Annotated in this window: 16 protein-coding genes; 7 read left to right on the forward strand and 9 right to left on the reverse strand. The window is 40.5% G+C overall.

The window, feature by feature from the left end:
• Positions 1-49 precede the first annotated feature (49 nt).
• Positions 50-2,431 carry an ABC transporter permease gene (locus tag RYH73_RS03075; protein ID WP_335311795.1) on the forward strand — a complete coding sequence of 794 codons (2,382 nt, stop codon included), beginning with the start codon at positions 50-52 and terminating at the stop codon, positions 2,429-2,431.
• A gap of 172 nt (positions 2,432-2,603) precedes the next feature.
• Positions 2,604-4,997, forward strand: coding sequence for an ABC transporter permease (locus RYH73_RS03080; RefSeq protein ID WP_335311796.1), 2,394 nt, complete (start codon positions 2,604-2,606; stop codon positions 4,995-4,997).
• A gap of 531 nt (positions 4,998-5,528) precedes the next feature.
• On the opposite strand, the gene RYH73_RS03085 is transcribed toward RYH73_RS03080, so the two are convergent.
• From RYH73_RS03085 to RYH73_RS03095, 3 genes are all read right to left on the reverse strand, one after another.
• Entirely contained in the window at positions 5,529-7,559 is a 2,031-nt protein-coding gene (locus RYH73_RS03085; RefSeq protein WP_335311797.1) for a S8 family serine peptidase, read from the reverse strand.
• Positions 7,560-7,572: 13 nt separating this feature from the next.
• The gene (locus tag RYH73_RS03090; protein WP_335311798.1) at positions 7,573-8,043 is read right to left on the reverse strand and encodes a hypothetical protein; all 471 of its coding nucleotides are present in this window, start codon (positions 8,041-8,043) and stop codon (positions 7,573-7,575) included.
• Positions 8,044-8,515: 472 nt separating this feature from the next.
• Positions 8,516-8,737: a helix-turn-helix domain-containing protein gene (locus RYH73_RS03095; RefSeq protein ID WP_335311799.1), complete on the reverse strand. Its 222-nt coding sequence runs from the start codon at positions 8,735-8,737 to the stop codon at positions 8,516-8,518.
• Between the two features lie 189 nt (positions 8,738-8,926).
• On the opposite strand from RYH73_RS03095, the gene RYH73_RS03100 reads away from it, so the two are divergent.
• The gene (locus RYH73_RS03100) at positions 8,927-10,690 is read left to right on the forward strand and encodes a HEPN domain-containing protein (RefSeq protein ID WP_335311800.1); all 1,764 of its coding nucleotides are present in this window, start codon (positions 8,927-8,929) and stop codon (positions 10,688-10,690) included.
• A gap of 130 nt (positions 10,691-10,820) precedes the next feature.
• Here the strand turns inward: RYH73_RS03100 and RYH73_RS03105 are convergent, their stop codons facing one another.
• Positions 10,821-11,393, reverse strand: a complete 573-nt coding sequence (locus RYH73_RS03105) for a PhnA domain-containing protein (RefSeq protein ID WP_335311801.1) — start codon at positions 11,391-11,393, stop codon at positions 10,821-10,823.
• A gap of 80 nt (positions 11,394-11,473) precedes the next feature.
• Positions 11,474-12,106 (reverse strand): fibronectin type III domain-containing protein, encoded by a 633-nt coding sequence (locus RYH73_RS03110; RefSeq protein ID WP_335311802.1) that lies wholly within the window; start codon positions 12,104-12,106, stop codon positions 11,474-11,476.
• 446 nt (positions 12,107-12,552) lie between these two features.
• Between RYH73_RS03110 and RYH73_RS03115 the strand changes: the two genes are divergently transcribed.
• Complete coding sequence (locus RYH73_RS03115) at positions 12,553-12,897, forward strand: hypothetical protein (protein ID WP_335311803.1); 345 nt, start codon at positions 12,553-12,555, stop codon at positions 12,895-12,897.
• Positions 12,898-13,002: 105 nt separating this feature from the next.
• Positions 13,003-15,414, forward strand: a complete 2,412-nt coding sequence (locus tag RYH73_RS03120) for an ABC transporter permease (protein WP_335311804.1) — start codon at positions 13,003-13,005, stop codon at positions 15,412-15,414.
• 10 nt (positions 15,415-15,424) lie between these two features.
• On the opposite strand, the gene RYH73_RS03125 is transcribed toward RYH73_RS03120, so the two are convergent.
• From RYH73_RS03125 to RYH73_RS03140, 4 genes are read right to left on the reverse strand one after another with little or no spacing between them, the layout of a single operon-like run.
• Positions 15,425-16,084 carry a hypothetical protein gene (locus RYH73_RS03125; protein ID WP_335311805.1) on the reverse strand — a complete coding sequence of 220 codons (660 nt, stop codon included), beginning with the start codon at positions 16,082-16,084 and terminating at the stop codon, positions 15,425-15,427.
• Between the two features lie 12 nt (positions 16,085-16,096).
• On the reverse strand, positions 16,097-16,495 hold the full coding sequence (locus RYH73_RS03130) for a hypothetical protein (RefSeq protein ID WP_335311806.1): 399 nt from the start codon (positions 16,493-16,495) through the stop codon (positions 16,097-16,099).
• Positions 16,485-16,886 (reverse strand): hypothetical protein, encoded by a 402-nt coding sequence (locus tag RYH73_RS03135; RefSeq protein ID WP_335311807.1) that lies wholly within the window; start codon positions 16,884-16,886, stop codon positions 16,485-16,487. The genes RYH73_RS03130 and RYH73_RS03135 overlap by 11 nt, the downstream gene beginning before the upstream one ends.
• Before the next feature lies 1 nt (position 16,887).
• A complete protein-coding gene (locus RYH73_RS03140; protein WP_335311808.1) occupies positions 16,888-17,235 on the reverse strand; it encodes a hypothetical protein in 348 nt (115 codons plus the stop codon).
• Between the two features lie 265 nt (positions 17,236-17,500).
• On the opposite strand from RYH73_RS03140, the gene RYH73_RS03145 reads away from it, so the two are divergent.
• Both RYH73_RS03145 and RYH73_RS03150 read left to right on the forward strand, forming a co-directional pair.
• The gene (locus tag RYH73_RS03145; RefSeq protein WP_335311809.1) at positions 17,501-19,897 is read left to right on the forward strand and encodes an ABC transporter permease; all 2,397 of its coding nucleotides are present in this window, start codon (positions 17,501-17,503) and stop codon (positions 19,895-19,897) included.
• 98 nt (positions 19,898-19,995) lie between these two features.
• Positions 19,996-22,431 carry an ABC transporter permease gene (locus RYH73_RS03150; protein ID WP_335311810.1) on the forward strand — a complete coding sequence of 812 codons (2,436 nt, stop codon included), beginning with the start codon at positions 19,996-19,998 and terminating at the stop codon, positions 22,429-22,431.
• The last annotated feature ends 130 nt before the right edge of the window (positions 22,432-22,561 follow it).

Genomic DNA, 22,561 nt, shown 5'->3' on the forward strand with positions numbered 1-22,561 from the left:
GATTATTGCTTTAAACCAGATAACGAAGAACTAACAACGAAGAACGATTATGTTTCAAAGCTATATCAAAATTGCTTGGCGAAATATTAAGAAATACAGAAAATACTCGCTGCTTCACCTGCTGGGTTTAAGCTTAGGGGTTAGCACCTGTTTATTCTTGTATTTGTATATCGATTTTCATCGGAGTTTTGACCGCTTTCACCCAGATGGCGACCGCACATTTAGGTTTGTACATGAGTTACACCTAGAAACAACGGAATATAACAAGGGCGGGTCTTACGCCATTTACCAAGCGCTATTAGCGGAAATACCGGAAGTAGAAAAAGCTGCTTTTGAACTAGGGAACCAAGAGTTCACGTTAAAGATCAATGATCAACTTTACAAGACCGACAGAAAAACAGCACTAACTAATTCTGCCTGGTTTGACATTTTCGATTTCCACTGGCTAGCAGGAACGCCAAAAGCCCTTGATGCGCCCAATACCGCCGTACTCACCAATCAAATGGCTAAAAAATATTTCGGCGATATTGATCCGCTGGGTCAAACCATTCTTGTAGAAAGCAAACATCCCTTCACCGTTGTCGGTATTATTGATGATTCCCGCGGCAATACGAGTGTTAATGCAGACATGTATCTTTCACTTGCGTCCATTAAAACCTTACAGCCCGACTTAATGGATAACTTCTTTACCTACTGGGCCTATTTTAGCTCAAACAACAATGTCTACTTAACCTTACATGATGCCGCTCAAAAGAACATTGTGGAAAAGAAGCTTATGCAGTTGGCCAAAAAGAACTTAGACCCAAGTATAGTAGACGCCTTCGTGTATAAATTACTGCCGTTATATGATAGCCACTTTGATAATCGATATGGCGGAACTGCTAGCCACAGGTTGTTAACGATATTAACGATCATCGGAAGCTGCATTATGTTGATAGCAGGAATCAACTATGTCAACCTTACCATTGCGCAACAAGCCCGTAGAAGTATGGAAGTAGGCACGCGCAAAGTTCTTGGTAGCAGCAAGTGGCAGCTGTTCGTGCAATTTATGACCGAATCGGTATTAATTGCATCCATGGCCTTACTTATCGGACTAACCGGTCTGAAATGGTTGTTGCCTTTAGCAAATGAATATCTACTGAGCAGCGAGCCGATTCAGGTCGTTTCCTGGACGAGGCTTTGGCTTTTTTCGGGATGCCTTTGGCTGATCGTAACCCTGGGCGCAGGTGTATATCCGGCCTACATAATGGGGCGACTTCAGCTTCACGACGCTCTAAAAAACAGGTTCTCATTACAAAATGGTTTAGGTCGGCAATCCTTGGTGATTCTTCAAAGCGCGATTGCACAGATAATGATCATGATAACGGTCATAATCGTATTGCAGGTTAATTATCTCCGCAATACCGATATCGGCTTTAATCGTGAATCCGTTATGATTGTCTCTCTTCCTAAGGAAGCAAAAAACAAAACGAATGTTTTGAACAAGCTTCTTACCACTGATCCGAGAGTTGTACATCACAGTTTTTGTTTCCAAGGTCCGGCAAATAATCAACGGTGGGGTGGTACCGTCTTGTTTGATAATCGAGCCGACTGGGAAAGCTGGGCAGCGCGCTATGCGTATGCGGATACCGCTTATTGCCGCACTTTTGGCCTGCAGTTAGTGGCGGGACGTAACCTCCAGGCGAACACCCCTTCTCATGAATATTTGGTCAATGAACGAATGGTTTCTATGTTAGGTTACGATAATCCACAAGAAGTTTTAGGCAAAGCACTGTTAGCTGGAGGAATGCATGACGATGCCGCGGGTATTATCGTAGGCGTTGTTAAAAACTATAATACCAACTACCTCACTGAACCGATTAACCCAACAGTTATAGGCAGTAAGCCTACTATGTATTCGTCTTTAGCCGTGAAGTTCTCACAGAAAAACATAACCGGATTAATCGCCGATTTACAAAAAGAATGGCGAACCCTATTCCCTAATGCTCTTTTCGATTTTACCTTTCTAGACGATCAGATTGAAGCCTTGTATACAAAGGAGATACAGCAACAACGATTGATATGGATCGCTTCTACCATCGCAATAACCATCAGTTCGCTTGGATTATTAGGTATGGTCGCACTCATGATTTTACATCGCACGAAGGAAGTCGGTGTTCGCAAAGTGTTCGGCGCCTCGGTAAAAGATATCGTGTATATGCTATCATTCAACTTCGTACGTATTGTCGGTATCGCTTTTGTTATAGCTGTCCCAATTTCTTGGTGGGTTATAAAAAAATGGCTGGCTGATTTCGCCTATCGCATTGATCTTCAGTGGTGGATGTTTGCCCTCGGTGGATGCGTTGCTTTTATTATTGCAATAAGCACGGTGGCGTCGCAGGCAATAAAAGCCGCTTTAGCAAACCCCGTTGACTCCCTGCGAAATGAATGATTTTGTTATTGGTTAATTGTTGTTCGTTGTTGGTTATTCGTATGATCCTACTCAGAATGAGCAACGGATTATCAACAGCGAAAAGAAGAGTCACAGGTATAAAGTGAAAGAATAACAATGCATGTCAAAAATGACTTGATACCTGTCTACGACACGTTATCTATATACAAAAATGCTAAAACATTATATAAAAATAACCACACGTTACTTGTTCGAAAATAAACTGTTTTCGATCATTAACCTTTTAGGTTTGGCAATCGCTTTATGTATTGTTTTTTTTACTTTTCTTTATGTACGTTTTGAATTGAGTTATGATCAATTTAACAGCAAAGCTGATCGTATTTATCGGATTAGTATAGATGTTAAGAGCGCTACAGGTACTGTACACGAAACAAGCGCAGCTCCCTTAGCAAATGAACTTGTACAAAACTTCCCTGAAGTAGAGAACGCAGGCCGCTTTTTACTAGATTATTTTATTGTCTCAAAGGATCTAGAGAATTTTGGAGAAGAAACAGTGGCCTATGCTGATTCCTCTGTCTTTTCTATTTTTTCTTTTCCTTTATTGAAAGGAAATATTGCCACCCTATTCAGCGCTCCTTTCAGCTTAGTTATTTCAGAAACAGCTGCCAAAAAATATTTTGGTTCCACCAATTGTCTTAATAAAACACTGCAATTAGACGGAGAACATACAGTTACGGTAACAGGGATTATGAAAGATATGCCGGCAAATTCCCACTGGAGAAGCGACTTGCTATTATCTATGTCAACCTTGTTTTCGTTTTCCAATAATCAACATCTTCATGAGGATTGGAAAAGGTTTGGGTTTTCTACCTATATATTATTGAAAGACAAGACCAATTTCCACCAATTTAAACAAAAGCTAAATGCCTTTGACAAAAAAATACCGATTGATCATAAGCTTTCATGTCGATTGGTTTTAGAGCCACTGAAAGATTTGTATCTCCGTGGAAGTTCAAGAGGCAACAAAGCGGGTGCTACCACCAAAGGCAATTATAATAATATTTATATTTTTTCATTTGTTGCTCTATTCGTACTCATTATTGCCTGTTTCAATTACATTAATCTCAGAACCGCTCTATCATTAAAACAAGCAAAGGAAATCGGCGTACAACAGGTGATGGGCGCTACAAAAAGACAATTAACTATTCAATTTATTATTGATGCCCTCCTAATTTCTTCCTTAGCTTTTCTAGCGGCCATATTCCTAGGTATCATCAGCTTTCCTTGGTTTAATGAATTAGTAGGCAAAACGATCATTCCTGACTTTCAAACTTTTCTTACTTTCCTCCCGCCGGCTTACGTTTTTGTTTTGCTCATTGGTCTTCTCTCTGGAATTTATCCCGCTTTTTTCCTGACTCGCTTTAAACCGAATATGGTATTAAAAGGAAAGTTTGCCAATAATCCAAAAGGGCTCATCTTAAGGAAAAGCTTGGTTATTATTCAGTTTGTAGTTTTCACGCTTTTAACGGTAGCCACAATGGCCATTTATAAGCAGCTACATTATATGCGCAACGATCATTTAGGGTTTAAAAAGGAACATAATTTAGTTATCGATTTTCACTATGATGAACGTATTAATGGGCACCTTGAACAAGTGAAGAGCGTATTTATGGATATTGCCGGAATAGATCAAGTAAGCTTTTCTGCTTATATACCCGGAAGACCTAATCGAAAATTTTCAACATCCCTTGAGGGGGAAAATGGCATGACGGAAACCTTTCAATCCGATGTATATTTTATCGATAATGATTTTCTTAGCCAATATGGTATAGAACTTCTTGCTGGAAGAAACTTTTCAGATCGCTTGTCGGATGATGTTCGCAATCGTCTTTTAATAAACGAAACGTGCCTTAACCGCTTGGGTTATACGAACCCTCAGGATGTTATTGGTAAACGTTTTACCCAATTAGGCGCAAATGGCGAAATTATTGGCGTGGTAAAGGATTTCCATTTCCAATCGATGCATAAAGAAATTCAACCCCTAACCCTGCAAGTTGCGCCTGGTTTTTTTACGTTCCTGACTTTGTCTATTTCTACCCAAGATATCGCAACAACCATCAAAACGATTGAAGAAAAATGGCAACATCTCACACCTGGACTTCCACTGATCTATTCTTTTACGGACGAAACCTTTAACGCACAGTATCAGGCCGAAGAGCGTTTTGCTAAACTGTTTATTTCATTGGCCATTTGTTCTATTTCCATTGCCTGTTTAGGCTTATTGGGACTTGTATCTTTCAACACACTCCAACGAACGAAAGAGATTGGTGTCAGAAAAGTGTTAGGAGCATCTTCTGTCCAATTATTTTATTTACTTACGAAGGAATATGTCCAGCTTATCGGCATTGCCTTTCTACTTTCCATCCCAATCGGTTGGATTGCGCTGAATAAATGGTTAGAAAGTTTTGCCTATCGAATCGATATCCGATGGTGGATTTTTCTTTTTTCAGGGAGCGCTGCAATGGCCATCACTTTCATGACGGTTAGTTTTCAGGCGATCAGGGCAGCCTTAACCAACCCCGTGGATAGCTTGCGGGATGAATGATTTTGGTTATTGGTTCTTGGTTGCTCGTTGTTCGTGGACCTGTCAATCAAGATGCTGAAACCTGGCAATGGGCGCCAGTTCAAACAACTAGTAACGAGCAACGAAATGATAAGGAACTATCTAAAAATTGCCGCTAAAGTATAGGGCGCACACCCTTATCAATATATCGGGAATGGCCATTGCCTTTATCTGTAGTATTCTATTATTGGTTGCCGTTTAATCACGAATTTTCTTTTGATAAGTTTCATCGGTATATCGGGGCTTTTTTCTTTTTCGCCTATTCGGACTTATCGCCCATCGGGGGCATCACGTCCACCCTATTAGTAAAATCAAATAATTTTGTATAGCCGATATAGCTTTTTCTCGCCCGGGCCATTAATAGGATTTTCGAATTTCTAACGGTATTGATCATAATTCCGTTTACTGTTAACACCGTTATTCCGAACCTGGTGAGGATATTGTCGGATCCCAAGCCGAGCTGTTAACAGCTTTAACCAGATCAGCCCGTGAGCCAATCTTAACTAACTAGTATTATGTTACATTCACATAAAATGGGAATGATTGAACGTTACCGCATGGTGTTTGGACTTGAACGGTAACCGGATATGAACCTGCAGAATAAAAAGTAATTTCAGCCTCCCCGTAACTAAAAAAATCTATCTGAAAATCGCTGCCTGATTGTTGCCCGTTTACCAAAAAGACATATCCTGTTGGAGGAACACCCGGATAGGTTGTAGGAAAAGTGAACAATCCCCTTTCATTGGTATTGAGATTAAACGGCCCCGAAATCTGCATGGTGCCCGGCACCGGTGCTGCCCCCGACGGAACGGTTAAAGTGCTTGCTAGGGGAGTACCACATGCGCTGTTTACGGTTGCTGTTATTGTCCCCCAACCCGTGGTTCCTTTCTGAACCGTTACAGGGTTTGCTGTGTTTGAGCCCACAATGCTAAAATGTACCGATGTAGACCAGGTAACACTTGCTCCTGCGGGCAAGTTGGGCACCTGAAATGTTCCTGACGAACAAACAATAGCAGTTCCCGTTGCTTTATAAGGTGTTGCTTGTTGTATGGCTTTTAATGCGTTTACCCGACCGTAACCCATTTGATTATTCCATGTTCCGAAGGGATAGGTACCGGGGTAAGAACTATAAGAATATCCACCAACCTTGTCGGCGGTATTTCCCAAGATCTGGTAGACCTGTGTAGGGGTATAGTTTGGCTGAAACTGTAAAATCATCGCTGCGACCCCCGCGGTAATCGGTGTAGCAAATGATGTACCGTCAAGATTTGCAGAAGTATTTTGATATGCTGTAGTTATGATGCCGACACCGGGCGCAACCAATCCCAAACCCGCACCATAATTCGAAAAACTGGCTCGGGTATCGCCTGAGGTTGAAGCACCAATGCCCATCGTATAAGGGCTGGATGCAGGGAAGCTGATAGTACCGGCCGAGTTATTGCCCGATGCAGCAAACATCGGGATGCCTCTCCCGCTCCGACCCCCGGTGGTATAGGCAAGGTAAATTCCATCATAGACAATTGCTCCCGGGTTTCCAAAACCAATGGAACAGCTTATAACATGAACCGGAAGATCATAAACAGCCGCTGCAAAGGCATTGTATTTCCATTGATCAGTCGAATTTATAAAACCGTAATTTGGGTCTGAACTTGGATTATAACCAATTCTTAACTGTACAACGGTGGAGGCAAAAGCTACACCGGTTAACAGAGTTGCATTATTTCCGACCGCTGCCGCGGCACCTGCACAATTCGTGCCGTGACGATCTGTTCCTAAGGGCATGCCCGTTCCATCGTACCCGCTCATTGTGGAAAGATCAATATGATTTAATTGTATACCGGAATCCATGATACCGATGTTAACCCCGGTTCCTCTCGTCCAGCACCAGGCGCCCGGTGCCTGAATTTTTGGAAGATGCCATTGTGATGGGTACAGCGGATCATTGGGATTAAAAACACTCGCCTTAAGAGATCTAAAGAAATTTGGCTGTGCGTATACAGCTTTTCCTGTTTCAAATATTTTATTGGAAACCTCCAGGGCATCCAGATCGGAATCCTTAGGTAGTGTAAGAATATAGGCGTTCGGCAGCCGGTAGACCTGTGAGATATCTGATAGCCTGAAATCACTTCTCAACTTATTCAGTTCTTCGGCAGATGGCTCTTCTTTGAACTTTACTATCAACTGGTTTAAAAGCGCAACCTTAATTCCCGTACTATCAGTATACATCTGGCTTACGTTCAAGATAGAAACCGTTTCGATATATCGTTGAATCTCACTTAACAGACCTTCCCTGTCGTTTGATTCATTTATTAAGACTTCTAAAAATGGAGGTATCTGCTCTTCAAAAACTAATTTTTTATCGGAAATATACTTGGATAACGCTTGAAAGCTTGAGAGTGAAAAATCATCTTTAGTTGTTGAATCGGAAACATCCAACTGTAACAGCAATGCATCGGGAATCGGGTTCAAAGGCTGCTTTTCGCCAAATTCATTGTAATAGAACCTCGGTGTTTCATTAATGAGCAATTCGTTTAACGCTTTCATAATTTTTGATTATTTATGGAGATTTAATAAATTTAAATATTCCAGTATCCTGATTATAAGCTGAAACAATCCCGTTATAATATACTGTATCTAGTTTCAAGCGGGGGCATTCTGCCGTAGGGTCCGGAGAACCGACATAAATTAAAGTGTCGATATCTGTTTCGGTAATTTGAATGGAACACGTATCCCTTTCCGTTCCGCGTGCGTCAAAACTGAAATATTTGTTATCCCCTCCTTCTGTAGCTATAGTATATGGCAGATCAATTGTACGCGATGGGTAAATTTGCAAGCTATCAGCTTGAAAAGGTGCATCAGGAGAAAAAAAGAGATCCCGCCCGTCAGGATTTACAATATTAAAATTGATTTTGATCGGTGGTATCATGTTTGTACACTCTAATGATCCCTCGTCTTTATTGGAACACGAAACCAGGCAGCAGAAAATCAATGGAATGAACGTTAAAGTTTTTATAAATGCTTTGATCATGGTTTATTCGTTAGTTTAAGTCAGTAAACGGTGTAACCTATTGTTTTGCTACAATCCTTACAATCTGTTAATCAGCTCTAATTTAAGTTTTTACTGCATTAGTTATATTAAGTATCTGTCAATGGTACATTAAGTTGATGCAATAGGGGCGAAGGGAAGTCCCGGCCTATCACGAATTGCTTTCTACTTCAGCTTTACTGCATTTTATTTTCGCGCGCAAAGTTAGAACCATAAATCCCAGGGTCGCCCCTGTCCTCACACTGCCTTTTCCCTCTTGTTTTCAATATTCTTCTTTGCTCTCGAAGACAGTTTGCTCTTTCCGCTAACAAAACAAATAGGCAGATGCATGCATATCTAGCAGATTATGCTACATTCTATGTATTCTTTAAAATCTTCCAGCGTCCTTATCTAATGCCTCTATAGCAACAGAAGGCTCAGCATGTGCTGCCCATTTTCTAGTATACAACCCATATTACTTACTTTCTTTCAGTTCGAGATGCCCATAAAGCTTCATTAACATTTCACAGGGATCCGCGTCAATCGCTTTGGCAATTAATACCAGTTCATCTGCTCTTAATTTAGCAGAAGGATTTAGGGATAATTCGCTAACGCGCGGTTTGCTCAGGCCTGTACGTCTTGCGACCAACGATTTATTAACAGACTTCTTTGCTAAATATTCTCCTAAGGGTGTCATATTATCATTATTTACAGCCAATTGTATATACAAATATTAAAAAAATACAGAATTTCTTTACACTTATTTGGATAAAAGAAAGTATTTAGTTAAAATTGTAAATATATTCTATACAAAAAGAAAGTATTTAAAAACAAATCACTGTTCAGAACGTATGGAATAAAGAGTAGTATCCTAAACCATTTGATTATGAGCGATATCACACCTATTTTGGAAAAATTAGTGGAAAAGATCCCCATGGATTGCATCTATGAATTCTCTTACACCTTTTTAGCAGAAGAGAAACAGCACCTACTCATTGTAATTGACTCCAAGTGTCAGGTTCCTGCCAAAACCTTAGACCCGATGGCTGCACTTTGCCTTGCTGAAATACCTTTGTACGGTTATACACTCATACCTTACGGTGAGTTGAAAACAGCTCTTAAAAACGGTACACTTCATTATGCCTTAACCTGTCGTCAACAAAATTTGAAGCTTGACCTTGGCAAAAAGGCGCTTCCCTGGCTGACACGCTTAGAACTGGAAAGTATCCGAACAAAGGCGCTGGAACATTTTGAAAAAGCAGCGATTAAACAGCGTGATTTCTTAGAAGGTATGGAATTCTATCGTAGCAAAAACAACTTTGAACAAGCTCTGTTTATGTTGCACCAAGCCACAGAATTAACCTTTCGGGGTATTGAAAAGGCTATTTTTAAGCGTGATCGCCCCAGTCATAGTTTACAGGAGCATCTTAAGTTAATTACCAGGTACATCCCTGAACTTGCGACCCTTTTTGACAAAGAAGAACCCCATTATTATCGTTTACTCAAATTGATCGATCAATCTTATACGGCCGTGCGTTATGAACGACAGTTTGAGGTGGAAAAAGAGGAAATCGAGCAGTTGGTATTCAAACTGATTCCGGTTTTAGATTGGTGCAACGACTATTACCATACTTGCATGATCGAACTCGATGCGATGATCCGGCAAGCATCGGTCGAACCCATTATACAAGCAACAACAATCAACGCGCCACCCACTATCAAGCTATCACTTCCCGATCAATTACGCAAACAGTTGAATGAACAACAAGCAAAGGCTTTAACTACTATTTGCACGAATCTCGTTAAAAAGGAAGTGCTGCAACAGCTAGTCCTTATTGGCCATGAAACTCATGAATCGCAAAAAATAGCCCTTTACCAATGTGATCATCTTGATATCCGGCAAACAGAACATTGTTATCTGCTTGGCATCAGTACTAAGAGCAGTACTTCTAAAAGCCATATTATTGTCCATACGGATATCCGGGTTACCGTAATTTTATGTGCATCGTCCAGCGTAAGTCAAGCGCTCGAAAAGAAAAATCGTTTTTTTATACAAACACTTACCCATGGGACGGTACTCTACCAAAATGCAGACCAACCCTTATTCTCTATTCCTGAACCTGATTGGATGCTGACTTTAGAGAAAGCACAAGCTGTTTGGAATTATAAAAAGTATAAAGCAGATACTTTGTTAGCCTGTGCGGAATGGGCCATCAGTCAACGTCAAGACACTCACATAGCCATGTTTCTTCTCTCCCAGAGCATGGAGCAACTTTGTATTGGTTTGATTTATGCCTGTCTTGGCTATCATGTAGATCAGAGCACGCTTCCATTTTTGCTTCAGGTCTCCAAGCTTATCTCGCCACAGCTCGCTGATTGTTTTGTTTTCGGAGGAGACGACACAAAGCAGGCATTTAAATCGCTTGCCAACAGTCTGCATGCCGTTCGTTATAAAAAGGAAGCAGCTCCCAACGATAAAGAATTGGCAATTGCTATGGCCTGTTACGAACGTTTCCAAGCCATTGCTATCGCTTCCTGCACCACTAATTTCGCTCAATTAGAGAAGCGAATACTGGCAGAATCTTCAAATAAAGAATTGGTTGAAACGGCAAAAGACGACCATGCCGTAGAACCTAGCAATGCGTTGTAGCCCTTCCTAAACCTAGCTACATGTCTTGCGTAAACACGTCTATTTTTGTGTAAAATAAATTTTGCGGGGACAGCACCGCAAAATTTATTTGAAGGTCATGTTAGATGAAGTTTACACCTCGGGGTACTAATTATTGTTTACGCAGGTATTTAGTTAGAATCACAATCAACTGCCCCTCTACTCTTCCTTCTATCTGCTCGGGATTATCTTCTACCAAACGAATATTTTTCACCACAGTTCCTAATTTGGCGGAGATCGAACTTCCTTTTACATCCAATGTTTTTGTCAAAACCACGGAATCGCCATGCTGAAGTACATTGCCATTTGCATCTTTATGTACGGGTTTAGCAGCCTCACCTTCTTCAAAAGTCCCAGCCTGTGCCCAAGAAAGCGTCTCTGGTTCTAAATAAAGAATGTCAAGTGCGTCCGCAGCCCAACTTTCTCCTTTTAGACGATTAAGTCCCCGCCAAGCTAATACTTGTACCGCCGGTATTTCACTCCACATGACATCCGGCAAGAAGCGCCAGTCTTCGGGAGAAAAAGCTTCTGTTCCTTCCAACTGATCAGCCAATGTTTTGATTATTACAAGCTCATTATTCGAATAGCTATCGGGAGCGACGCTATAAACCATCAATTCGCCCTCTTTGCCACTTAATTCACATCGTCCACCACTTCTGGCCATTAAAGATTCATTTATTGCCATTTTATCTACTTTTTAAGGATGCAAAGATACGATTTGGGATGGAAAAATTCCCCACAGCTTAGAAACCGCGGGGAAAACAGCTATCTCGACATCAATGATACCGGTTCACACCAATCACCAGGTCCGCTGCTATTTACAGCACGAACCCTGACATAATATGTGGTCCCGGGCTGCAATCCGCTCAAGATGTTGCGTGTGGATGTAGTGGTCTTACGATCACTCCATACAAACATCCCCGACTCATCCCGTTCCTTGGCGTTGCTGTACTCGTAAATGACACGCCCCGCAATCTTATCAAAGTCAAAGCGTATTTGACCGCTTAAGGGGCCATCTGTTAGGCGCAAACGTGTAGGTATCGGAGGTATCAAGCCAGCAATAGGTTGCGCAGACAGGGAAAAACCTGAGCTAAGGAGCATTGGCATATTTCCTTCGGCAACTGAATTGACATAAAAAGCTAGTCGCTTTAATAGGCTACCCAATCCTTCCTTACTCTCATTTTTGATACTCACATCAAGAGGGCTTCCCTTCTGACTAGCTTTTGCCAATTTTTCCTGGTAGTCCGTCACCGCATCTTGCACCTCCGTTAAACTTGGTGATGGTTCCGGAAAGTTGGTGTTGCTAGTCATCGCCTGTAAAATTGTTAAGGCATTTTGTAAAATTTCAGCATCTCTTTTGCTTTTAAAACTGCTGTTTACTCGTAAATTTCTCATCATTTTCTATTTAAAATTGTTATCCATTTATTTTTTCTCATCGAATTCCGTTAACGTATATCACCGCAAATCAATCGTCCCTATTTAAGGAGGTACTACAATCCATTTTTTCATTTTTGCTCATTTATTTTTATATTTAAAAAATATGCTCTCCTTCCCTTGAAGTGCAATACAAAATTCCGCAAGAAAAAAATAGAGCATGTCGCAATTTGACGCTTTTGTCGTTTTTGGCGTAAAATGACGCTTTTGTCGCTTTTCAGATGTCGTAACCAACCCCTCTGGACTGCAAAAACCATTCTCAGTGTAAAGAAAACAGTGACCAAAATGCACCGCTTCAATATCGAAATTGGGAGTTTTGCCCGCAAAACGGGTTAATTCGGCAATGAAACGACCTGCTTTGCAGGAAAAACACAGAATTTAACAACGAAGCGCAGCCATTAAGTAGCACAATGCTGCGTTTTGCTGACACAGTGCAGCAATTGAATATCAAAACGTGGTATAGTACGATCGAAATAAATCGTTTTAATAATGAAACCACCTATCTAGCTGTTGAGATGAGCCGTTTTACTAGCGAAATCAGCTATCGTGACAGCAGTTTGCTAGCTATTGCGAGCGAAACGATCGACTTTGCAATGGGTATTGAGGAAGCTTTCCATGTTGGAGAAAAAGGTAAGCGGGTCTTTCCAATGTTCTTTGTGCGGAAACGAACACTTCTTTGTTCATTTTCGTACATTACTTTTACCGTAAACCTCGTTCAAATTGCAAAAACAGCTTTTTTTAATATGGCCACTTAATTGTGGATAGCTAGCTGGTTAGATGCCTTGTCCGTACAGCAAGAAGCCCTTGGAACGTTAACATAGCCGACAGACCAAATTGGAATTTTAACAATTTAATGCAGCATGATTTATCATCACCTTAAAGCGACCTTACGCTATTTATGGCGGAATCGTTTATTTACAGGTTTAAATATTTTGGGATTGGCCATTGGCATTAGCGCGTCCTGGATCATCTTTCGAATGGTTAGCTTTGAATTTAGTTATGATAAATTTGAACCCGATCGTGAACGCATTTTTCAACTGACATCGAGCTTCAAAACACCAGATGGACGGGATCGTGAGATGGCTGTTGTTCCTAAAGGTGTATTGCCAGCAATGCTCCGGGAAATTTCCGGACTGGAGGAGGTTTCTCCTGTTTATTATCAGCATTATGAAACGGCCCAAACTGCCAAAAGTCCGTTGGTAGAAAACCTCTCTGAACGGATAGCCACATTACCAGGCTATTTTAAAATGATAGGCTATCAATGGCTAGCGGGAAATGCCCAGCAGGCTCTGAAAACACCAGAGCAAGTTATATTAACTGCTTCGCGAGCACAATATTATTTCCCCGGTAAACGCCCTTCAGAAATTATTGGACAAACCATCACCTATAATGATACCATACAAAAAACGGTGTCCGGTGTTCTCGCAGATTTAGGCTATCTCAATAGTTTTCCTGCACAAGAGTTTTTTCCTATAGACCAAGAAAGTCTTACCAGTACCGATTGGAGCAGCTTATCTTCCAATGAGTTATTGTTTGTTAAGCTTAAGAAAGGGGTTAGCACTAAGACTGTTCTTGATCAATTGAATGCACTAAACGAAAAGATCAACAGCGAGATTTTTAAACAACGCAACTTTAAATCACATTTTAAGCTTCTTCAGCTGAAGGACAAACATTTTGCCACCCAATCTGACGCCCGTACCGCCAATAAATCCGTATTATTCGGCTTGGTAGGCATTGCGTTCTTTCTACTTGCCCTAGCCTGTATCAATTATATTAACCTGACCACCGCACAAATACCTCAACGGGCAAAAGAAATAAGTGTTCGGAAAACGTTAGGAAGTACATCAGGAATCATTATCCGTTCTTACTTATTGGAAACTTTTGTTGTCTGTCTACTAGCAGTCGCCTTGTCACTATTTCTAACATTTTTATCCCTGCGCGTTTTTGCGGAATACATCCCCGAGGGTATGGACAATTTCACCAATTATCCCGGTATGATTGCCTTTTCCATTGCATTGATCGGTATTATTACGGTTCTTGCAGGACTCTATCCTAGCTGGCTCGCTACCCGTGTACAAACGGTCCGCGTATTAAAAGGCGAAACAAAGCAATCGATTAGGGGCTATCAATTGAATCTCCGTAAGGGACTGATTGTGTTCCAGTTTGTAATTGCACAGGTATTTGTGATTTGCTCCATTATTATCGGACAACAAATGAAATATACTTTGGACAAAGATTTAGGTTTTGAACATGAAGCCATCTTAACGGTCGAAATCCCCTATAAGCTACAGCAGGATTCGCTTTTTCAAGGCTCTCAATTTGTTTTAAAGCAACGACTGGCTCAACATCCCGAGATCGCAGCGGTTTCTTTGGGCGACTTACCGATGATTGACCGAATGACGGCTTGGTTAATGGATTATCGCGGAAAAAACGGCACCATACAAAAGCAAGTGATGTTTAAAAATATAGACAATAATTACCTTGATCTTTATCAAATACCGTTACTTGCGGGAAGGAACGTCCAGTTAACGGATACCGTGCGCGAATTGCTTCTAAATGAAACCGCGCTCAAAGCCTTTGGCTTCTCTCGTGCCGAAGAGGCCATTGGGCAAACTTTATATCAAGGTAACACGCCGCAGACTATTGTTGGAGTTATTAAAGATTTTCATCAGTTTAACTTGAAGAGCACAATTGATTTACTCGGTTTTACAGCGCAAAAGCCTGGTTTAACAACTTTTAATATCAAACTATCTTCACCTAAGGTTTCCTCCTGGAAAAAAGCGATTGCCCTTATTGAGCAAGAATGGAAACAAGTTTACCCGACAGCGCCATTCTCTTATCAATTCTATGATGACACGATAAAATCGCTATACCGGCAGGAGCATAGTACGTCCCGACTGGTGAATGTGGCTACCGCTATAACTTTGTTGATCAGCTGTCTAGGATTATATGGCTTAGCCGCCTTTACCGCTTTTCAACGCACCAAGGAAATTGGCATTCGCAAAGTGCTGGGAGCTACCGTTGGTGGAATAACCGGGCTGCTCTCTAAAGACTTTATCAAACAGGTATTGATCGCGTTAATGATTGCCACACCAATTGCCTGGTGGACCATGAATAAATGGTTAGAGAACTTTGCGTTTAAAATAACCGTACAATGGTGGATGTTTGCCATCGCCGGACTAGGCGCAATTACAATCGCTTTATTGACGGTAAGCTATCAAGCTATTAAAGCTGCAATAGCTAACCCGGTTGATTCATTGCGAAGCGAGTAAGGTTTATTCATTAGGGGCTACTAGAAAAAAATAAGACGCCATTCATCCTTTTCATGCTGAATAGCCCTTTATGCGTCAAGTCGTATAAAGCATGCTTTAAATAAATCGGGTAAATCGTTGTTCCTGCTGATTTTTGCTTATCCACTTCCCGATAGATATAATAAGGAGCTTGTGGCATATTAAAGAAGCGCCGGCGCAAGAGTAAGCGTAACATGTATAACATATATTCTTTTATTTCCTGTTCTTCTAAAACAGTAATATTGCGATATAACTCATGAAGAACAAGCGGCTCATTTACCTTTCGCTTATTTTTTCGTTGAATCCAAGGGTGAAAAATCCGATATATCAGCTTATCCTTTTCGCATTCCTTTTGAACTCTCACAATTCTTTTTTCATTGTAGGCATAAAATTCATCCTTTTCAAAGGATAGCTCATCTAGATAAATTTCCGAAAAAATGTATTTCAAATTTTCCATATCGATCCCCGTTAACTTAGCCCCTTCCTCCATTCGCTCATAATCGCTAAAATAATAGGGAGCTCTTCCCAGTAAAAAAGAGAGCTCTTCCTCTGTATAATTACTTCTAACTCTCGCGGAAATATAGACGTATCGCTCGGCAAGTTCATCTTGTGTCAACATGCCTCCATAGGTTACGGGTAGTTTAGGTTTCATTATGGTAAAAGATTAATCAATACCCAATTGTTTCTTCCTCTGCTTCACATCAATAATGAAGTCCTTTTCTGACATATTCATAATCAGCTCTTTTCGCCATGATGAAAACAGCTTGGAAACAGCTGCATGCCGTTCATCAAGACTGTTTTCTTTATAATTTTTTTGAATTTCTTTCAGTTTTTGACAGTATTCAATATGGATTTGTTTTGCCGGAACCAGTCGATTCCCCTTTTTCTTTGTCTGATACAACATAAACTTAGTTGCCAGCCCTTCATTATCACTCACCTCTTGACTATTATATTTGGCTAAAGAAACCAGATTAATAAACTCCTGTAAAATTTCTTCAGGTTTCCAATAAAGGATATCACAAGCTGTTTCGAATTCGGAGGTAAAATATATCTTAATTTCCATAATAGATGATTTTAATTGGTCTCCCTTTTTCCTTTAATTTTTTTCTCAACATAACATATTCATCACGCCATTTTTTCACCTCAACCCTTAACTGTTCTTCGCATTCCGGCTGTTCCAATTCTGTTCCCGCAATAGTCATCATTGCGTGATGATATTTTCCCTTTGCTTTCTTTTCGATATATTCTTGTGTTTCTTTTGTGTCCTCAACCGGTGTATTCTTGAGAAAGAAATCCGTCAGCAAACCTTCGGGGTCTTCAGGATGAACACTCATCAATCGAGGCAAAGAAATCCGATCCAAATAATACTGAAAGAACTGCTCTTGCTCGATATCTAACATTTTACACAACAGTTCAAAATCTTTTAATAGCTTAATCTTTATTACTTTCTTCATATTATGCGATATTGTTTAATTCATCATAACAGCAATTAACTATTGATTGATATTCCCGCGATTTTCTCCCAGCATCTATTTTTATCAATTTGCTTATATTCTCTAAGTAAGGATGAAACTTATGAGCGAAATCATCATTCATCTTTTCTCTACTAACACCTTGAAACCTTAAAAACCGTTGCAGAATTTTTATGGCCTCTGACTGTTTGACTTTATTGTCCTTATCCAAAAATTCGTAAAGTGTAATACGTTGTGAGAGTGTCTCGAGCGTTTTCTCTACGGAAATATTAAATAGCTCACTAACGACAATAAAGTCCTCCGGTAGGTTCAGTTCAATTGTTCTTTTCATGATAAGTTTAGGGTGTTTAACAATGATTCAAAGATATAAAAATATTATTTAAAAGCATATATATATTATTAAAAATATTTTTACCAATAAAAAAAGCAATCTTTTTAGAAGTTCAATAGGCTCCTGTACGGAAATGAACAAATAAGTGTTCATTTCCGTACATCACTTTTTTTAAAACCTGTATTTGGAGGTTATTTAATAGCTTTCTTAATGTGGCAACTTAATTGTACGGATCGATAGCAGGGATACTGAAGAACCCATTGAGATGTTTCAAAACTATATCAAAATAGCATGGAGAAACCTTTTCCGAAATAAAGGTTTTTCAGCCATTAACATTATCGGTTTGGCAATCGGGTTAGCGGCTTTTTGGTTTATTGCGTTATATGTTGCCGATGAGCTTAGCTACGATCGTTATCATACGAATGCCGATCGACTTGTCCGCGTAGTTCAACGTACCAGATGGAATGGGAATGATCTACATCAAGCGCCTACTTCTCCTCCATTTGCTCCTGCTTTAAAAGCAGCTTTTCCGGAAATCGAAGCAGCAGCACGCATTGACCTTGAAGGCGGAGGTATTATAAGGGTAAACGATAAAAAGATTAAACAAGAAGACATCGTCTTTGCCGATGCTAGCTTACTCCGATTGTTCTCTTATCATTTTATTTATGGCGATCCGGCATCTGCCCTATTGAAGCCGCAATCTATTGTTATTACAGAAGAATTAGCAACTAAGTTATTTGGTTCAGCGGAACAGGCCTTTAATCGTACACTGTATTTTGATGACAATTTTCCAAACCAAATTACAGGAGTCATTATTGATATACCGCAAAATTCACATTTACGTTTTAGCGGTGTTCGTTCTTTCGATAATAACTTCACAGGAGGTTGGCAGAACTTCCATGTGTATACTTATCTGTTGCTCAAGGATGGCATCGATTATCGTACATTAGAAAAAAAACTAGCATCATTTGCTGCTCAAACCATCCAAAAGCGTATGCAGGTTGCCGATTATAAAATCGAACTGCAACCCGTACCTTCTATTCATCTGCACTCAAATCTCGCTTACGAACTAAGTGCAAATAGCAGTATAAAAAAAGTAACTTTACTCAGTTTTGTAGCTATTTTGATTCTTCTCATTGCCCTTATAAACTATTTGAATCTATCCACTGCTCAATATATAACACGCGTTAAAGAAATAGGAGTCCGTAAAGTGATCGGTTCAGGTAAACGAAACATTGCCTTTCTGTTTTTAACGGAAGCCCTTTTGCTGACGTTCATTGCTTCAGGTATTGCAATTGTTTTAATTCAACTGGCATTCCCCTACTTTAATGAACTCACCGGAAAGCAATTGTTCGTTTGGCGCTTCGGTGTCTTCAACACGTTGATTACGTTGCTGGTGTTTTCTCTCTTTACAGGAATTGTTGCTGGCGTCTATCCCGCTCTATTTTTAGCTCGTTTTAAAACGATTCCCGCGCTTAGAGGCCAAATCGGAAGCATGGCGATGAATGCTACAGTACGGAAATCATTGGTTAGTTTTCAATTCGTCATAACGATTATATTAATTTCTGCATCACTTGTTATTTTTAAACAACTTCGTTACGCTGAACAAGCGGATTTAGGCTTCAATAAAGACCAAGTAGTAACTTTCCATATCGATGCCCAGCAAGTACGAAATCAAATATCAGCTCTAAAAGCACAATTGTTGCAAAGTCCTTTTATAGAAGGCGTTTCAGCGGCGGGAAACCCTATTGGCGATAACAATCTAGGTGGTTTGGGATACAAATTTGAAACCGCTGATGGCGATTTTTCCGCTCCTTCTATTCCTGCACAGGAGTTAATGGTTGACGCAGACTTCCTACCAACAATGGATATCAAACTATCGTTGGGTAGAAACTTTTCGACCGCAATGCCTTCAGATAAATATAGTTCCGCTTTAATCAATGAAACCCTCATGAAAAAGCTCGGTTGGACGAATCCGATTGGGAAACGAATGAAGTTTAACATAGACGATCGAGGAAACACGGCAGAAAGAACAATCGTGGGTGTTGTAAAAGATTTTCATACTTATTCACTTCAACATGTAATTGAACCACTCGTGATGGTAATGCCTCCTGTAACGACTATGGAGGACAACTTATACGTTAAGCTGGCAAAAAACCATATCTCGGAAGGTCTCCAATACTTGGAAAAGGTCTATCAAACTTTCGACAGATCAAATGTTACTTCTTATTATTTCCTGGATAAGAACTTTGCCAAACAATACACCGCAGAAAGAAAACAGGCGGCAATGACACTGCTGCTTACGGCTTTGGCAATTTTAATAGCCTGTCTCGGTTTATTTGGCCTTTCCATTTTCACTACGGCGCAGCGAACTAAAGAGGTGGGGATTCGGAAAGTTCTAGGAGCTAGCACAGCCGATATTATACAAATGCTATCTGGAGATTTTTTAAAGCTTGTAGCCTTGGCCTCATTGATAGCCTTACCTATCGCCTGGTTTTTCATGCATACTTGGCTGCAAAGCTTCGCCTATCACATTAAAATTAATGGGTGGCTGCTTGTTTTTCCATGTATCGCCGTTTTAATAATAGCCTTGTTGACGGTCAGTTTTCAAGCAATTAAAGCAGCGTTGGCGAACCCGGTTGATTCGTTAAGGGATGAATAACAACGACACAAGATATAGGTGTCAAGACATAAAGCTCTTATTCGTAAATAGGCTCATAGAATATCTTGATACTTGATACCTTCTACTTGCTACTTAATATGAAAAAAAATTATATGAAAATCGCTTGGCGAACCCTCTTAAAAAACAAGGGATACACGGCGCTTAATATAACCGGAATGGCTATCGGCCTTGCCAGCTGTCTTCTCATTGGGCTTTACATTCGGAATGAATTGTCATATGATGAATACCACGTAAAAAAGGATCGGATTTATCGCGTTGTTCACGGTTATAAAGAGATCGGAACCAGCGGAACAACGAAAGCGGGGCAAAAAGGGGATTATACTTATCAAATTTGGGGGAATGCACCGGTGGGAAAAGCACTAGAAGCTGATTTTCCGGGAGTAGAAGAGGTTGTCCAATTTTCCGGCAGATCCCCTGTATTGCTTCGCTATGGTGACAAAGCCTTTCAAGAAGACAATGTCTTTTTTGCTGATTCCAACACCTTTAGTGTCTTCAGTTGGAAATTGCTTGCCGGTAATCCAAAAACAGCACTTGTCGCCCCTTATTCCGCCGTGCTTACTAAGAGCACGGCCAAAAAATATTTTGGTGACGAAAATCCTATTGGCAAAACCATTGAAGGAGGTAATACCGGTGGGAGGGCCGCCCCGGGTGTCTATACAGTAACCGGTATTTTAGAAGACATACCCCCTAATTCACACTTCACTTTTGACGCGCTCATGTCTATGAGCTCCTTTAAGCAATCTTGGCCAGAGGTTTTTGATGAGTGGGGTTATGTGGATTTCTATACTTATTTCCTACTTTCGGAAAAAGCAAATCTTGAGCAGTTAACGGCAGACATTCCTGCCTTTCTAAATCGGCACCATGCTAATGATGATGGTCGGTACAGTATTGCCTTTGAACCTATGTTAAATGCTTATTTGCACTCAAGTGCCGATCGCCAGCCTGGCGCTACCGGTAGTTTGGCCAATTTATACATTTTTGGGGTAATAGGTATTTTTATTTTATGTATAGCGTGCATCAATTTTATGAATTTGGCAACGGCACGCTCGCTCGAGCGGGCTAAAGAGGTTGGCATACGTAAAGTAGTAGGAAGCACAAGAAAAGAATTGATTTGGCAGTTTCTGACTGAATCGTTCCTTATGATTTTCATATCAGCTGTTTTAGCGCTTTTATTGGTTTTACTGCTTTTCCCGTTTGTCGCCGCTGTTACCGGGAAGCAGATCAACGCGGATTTTGTCTTTACTTGGCAAACATTTTTACTTTTCCTCCTTACCCTGTTCATTACCGGCTTTTTAGCAGGAAGCTACCCTGCGTTAGTCTTATCCGGTTTCAAGCCCATCACCATCCTTCGAGGTGTTTTCCGTACTTCTCCAAAAGGAGCCCTTTTAAGGAAAGGTTTGGTTATTTTCCAGTTTAGCTTGTCAATTGCCCTAATCGCCGGAACTGTTATCGTCGTATCACAGTTAGATCACTTGCAAAATAAAAATCTCGGGTTTAAAAAAAACCATATGTTGGTCATAGACTTCAATTATGATGAACAGGTACTCCGGCAATTGGAGTCCATTAAGCAGGCTTTTTTGCGCGAAAAAGAGGTCGTATCCGTATCTGCATCCCGTAGCGTCCCTGGCAGCTATTTCCCGAATGCCGGTACGAGTATCGAAACGGCAAATGGTAATTCCGTTATGGAAGTTCCGGCCATCTTTGAAGTGGATATTGATTTCATTTCCCATTTCGGCATTGAAATGGTCGCCGGCAGGTCTTACTCGCGTGATTTCCCCGCAGACACGTTACATTCTTTAGTCATTAATGAAGCTACGGCAAGGCTTTATGGTTATAGCAACCCGAAAGATATTATCGGGAAGCGCTTTTCGCAATGGGGACGGGACGGAACGGTAATCGGTGTAACAAAAGATTTTAATTATCTTTCTCTTCATAAACGTGTTGAACCCCTAACCTTACGCTTAGCTCCTATGGCAAGCCGATTTCTGAGTTTGCAAATACAGTCGGATAATTTACCGGCAACGATTAGTAAATTAGGCGAGATATGGACAAAATTGGCGCCACAACGCCCATATTTATATAGCTTCCTTGATGAGAGCTTTAATCGGCAATATGAAGCTGACGCCCATTTTAGGAACGTATTTTCCATTTTCTCTAGCATGGCAATCTTTATCGCCTGTTTAGGATTATTGGGTCTTGCAACCTATACTGCTCAACAGCGTACGAAAGAAATTGGGATACGTAAAGTACTTGGCGCATCCGTTAACAATATTATCAAACTACTATCCACCGATTTCATGAAATTAGTATTAATCGCGGGGCTTATATCATCACCCCTCGCCTGGTTTGCTATGGATCAATGGTTAGCCAATTTTGCTTATCATATGGAAATTCACTGGTGGATATTTGTAGCAGCCACTTTCTTAGGACTGGTTATTGCCTTTTTTACGGTGAGTTACCAAGCTATTAAAGCCGCGATGGCAAATCCGGTGAAGTCTTTACGGTCTGAATAGGAACGCGACCCATCCTAACCAGATAGGGTATTTACCTTGTAAAATGATAACGCTTGAGAACGAAACAATACAAATATCAGGATATTTCAACACCATAAAATCCTTAACATTGAAATATCCTGATACATAC

It is taken from the genome of Olivibacter sp. CPCC 100613 (assembly GCF_036959255.1).
Taxonomy (GTDB): domain Bacteria; phylum Bacteroidota; class Bacteroidia; order Sphingobacteriales; family Sphingobacteriaceae; genus Olivibacter.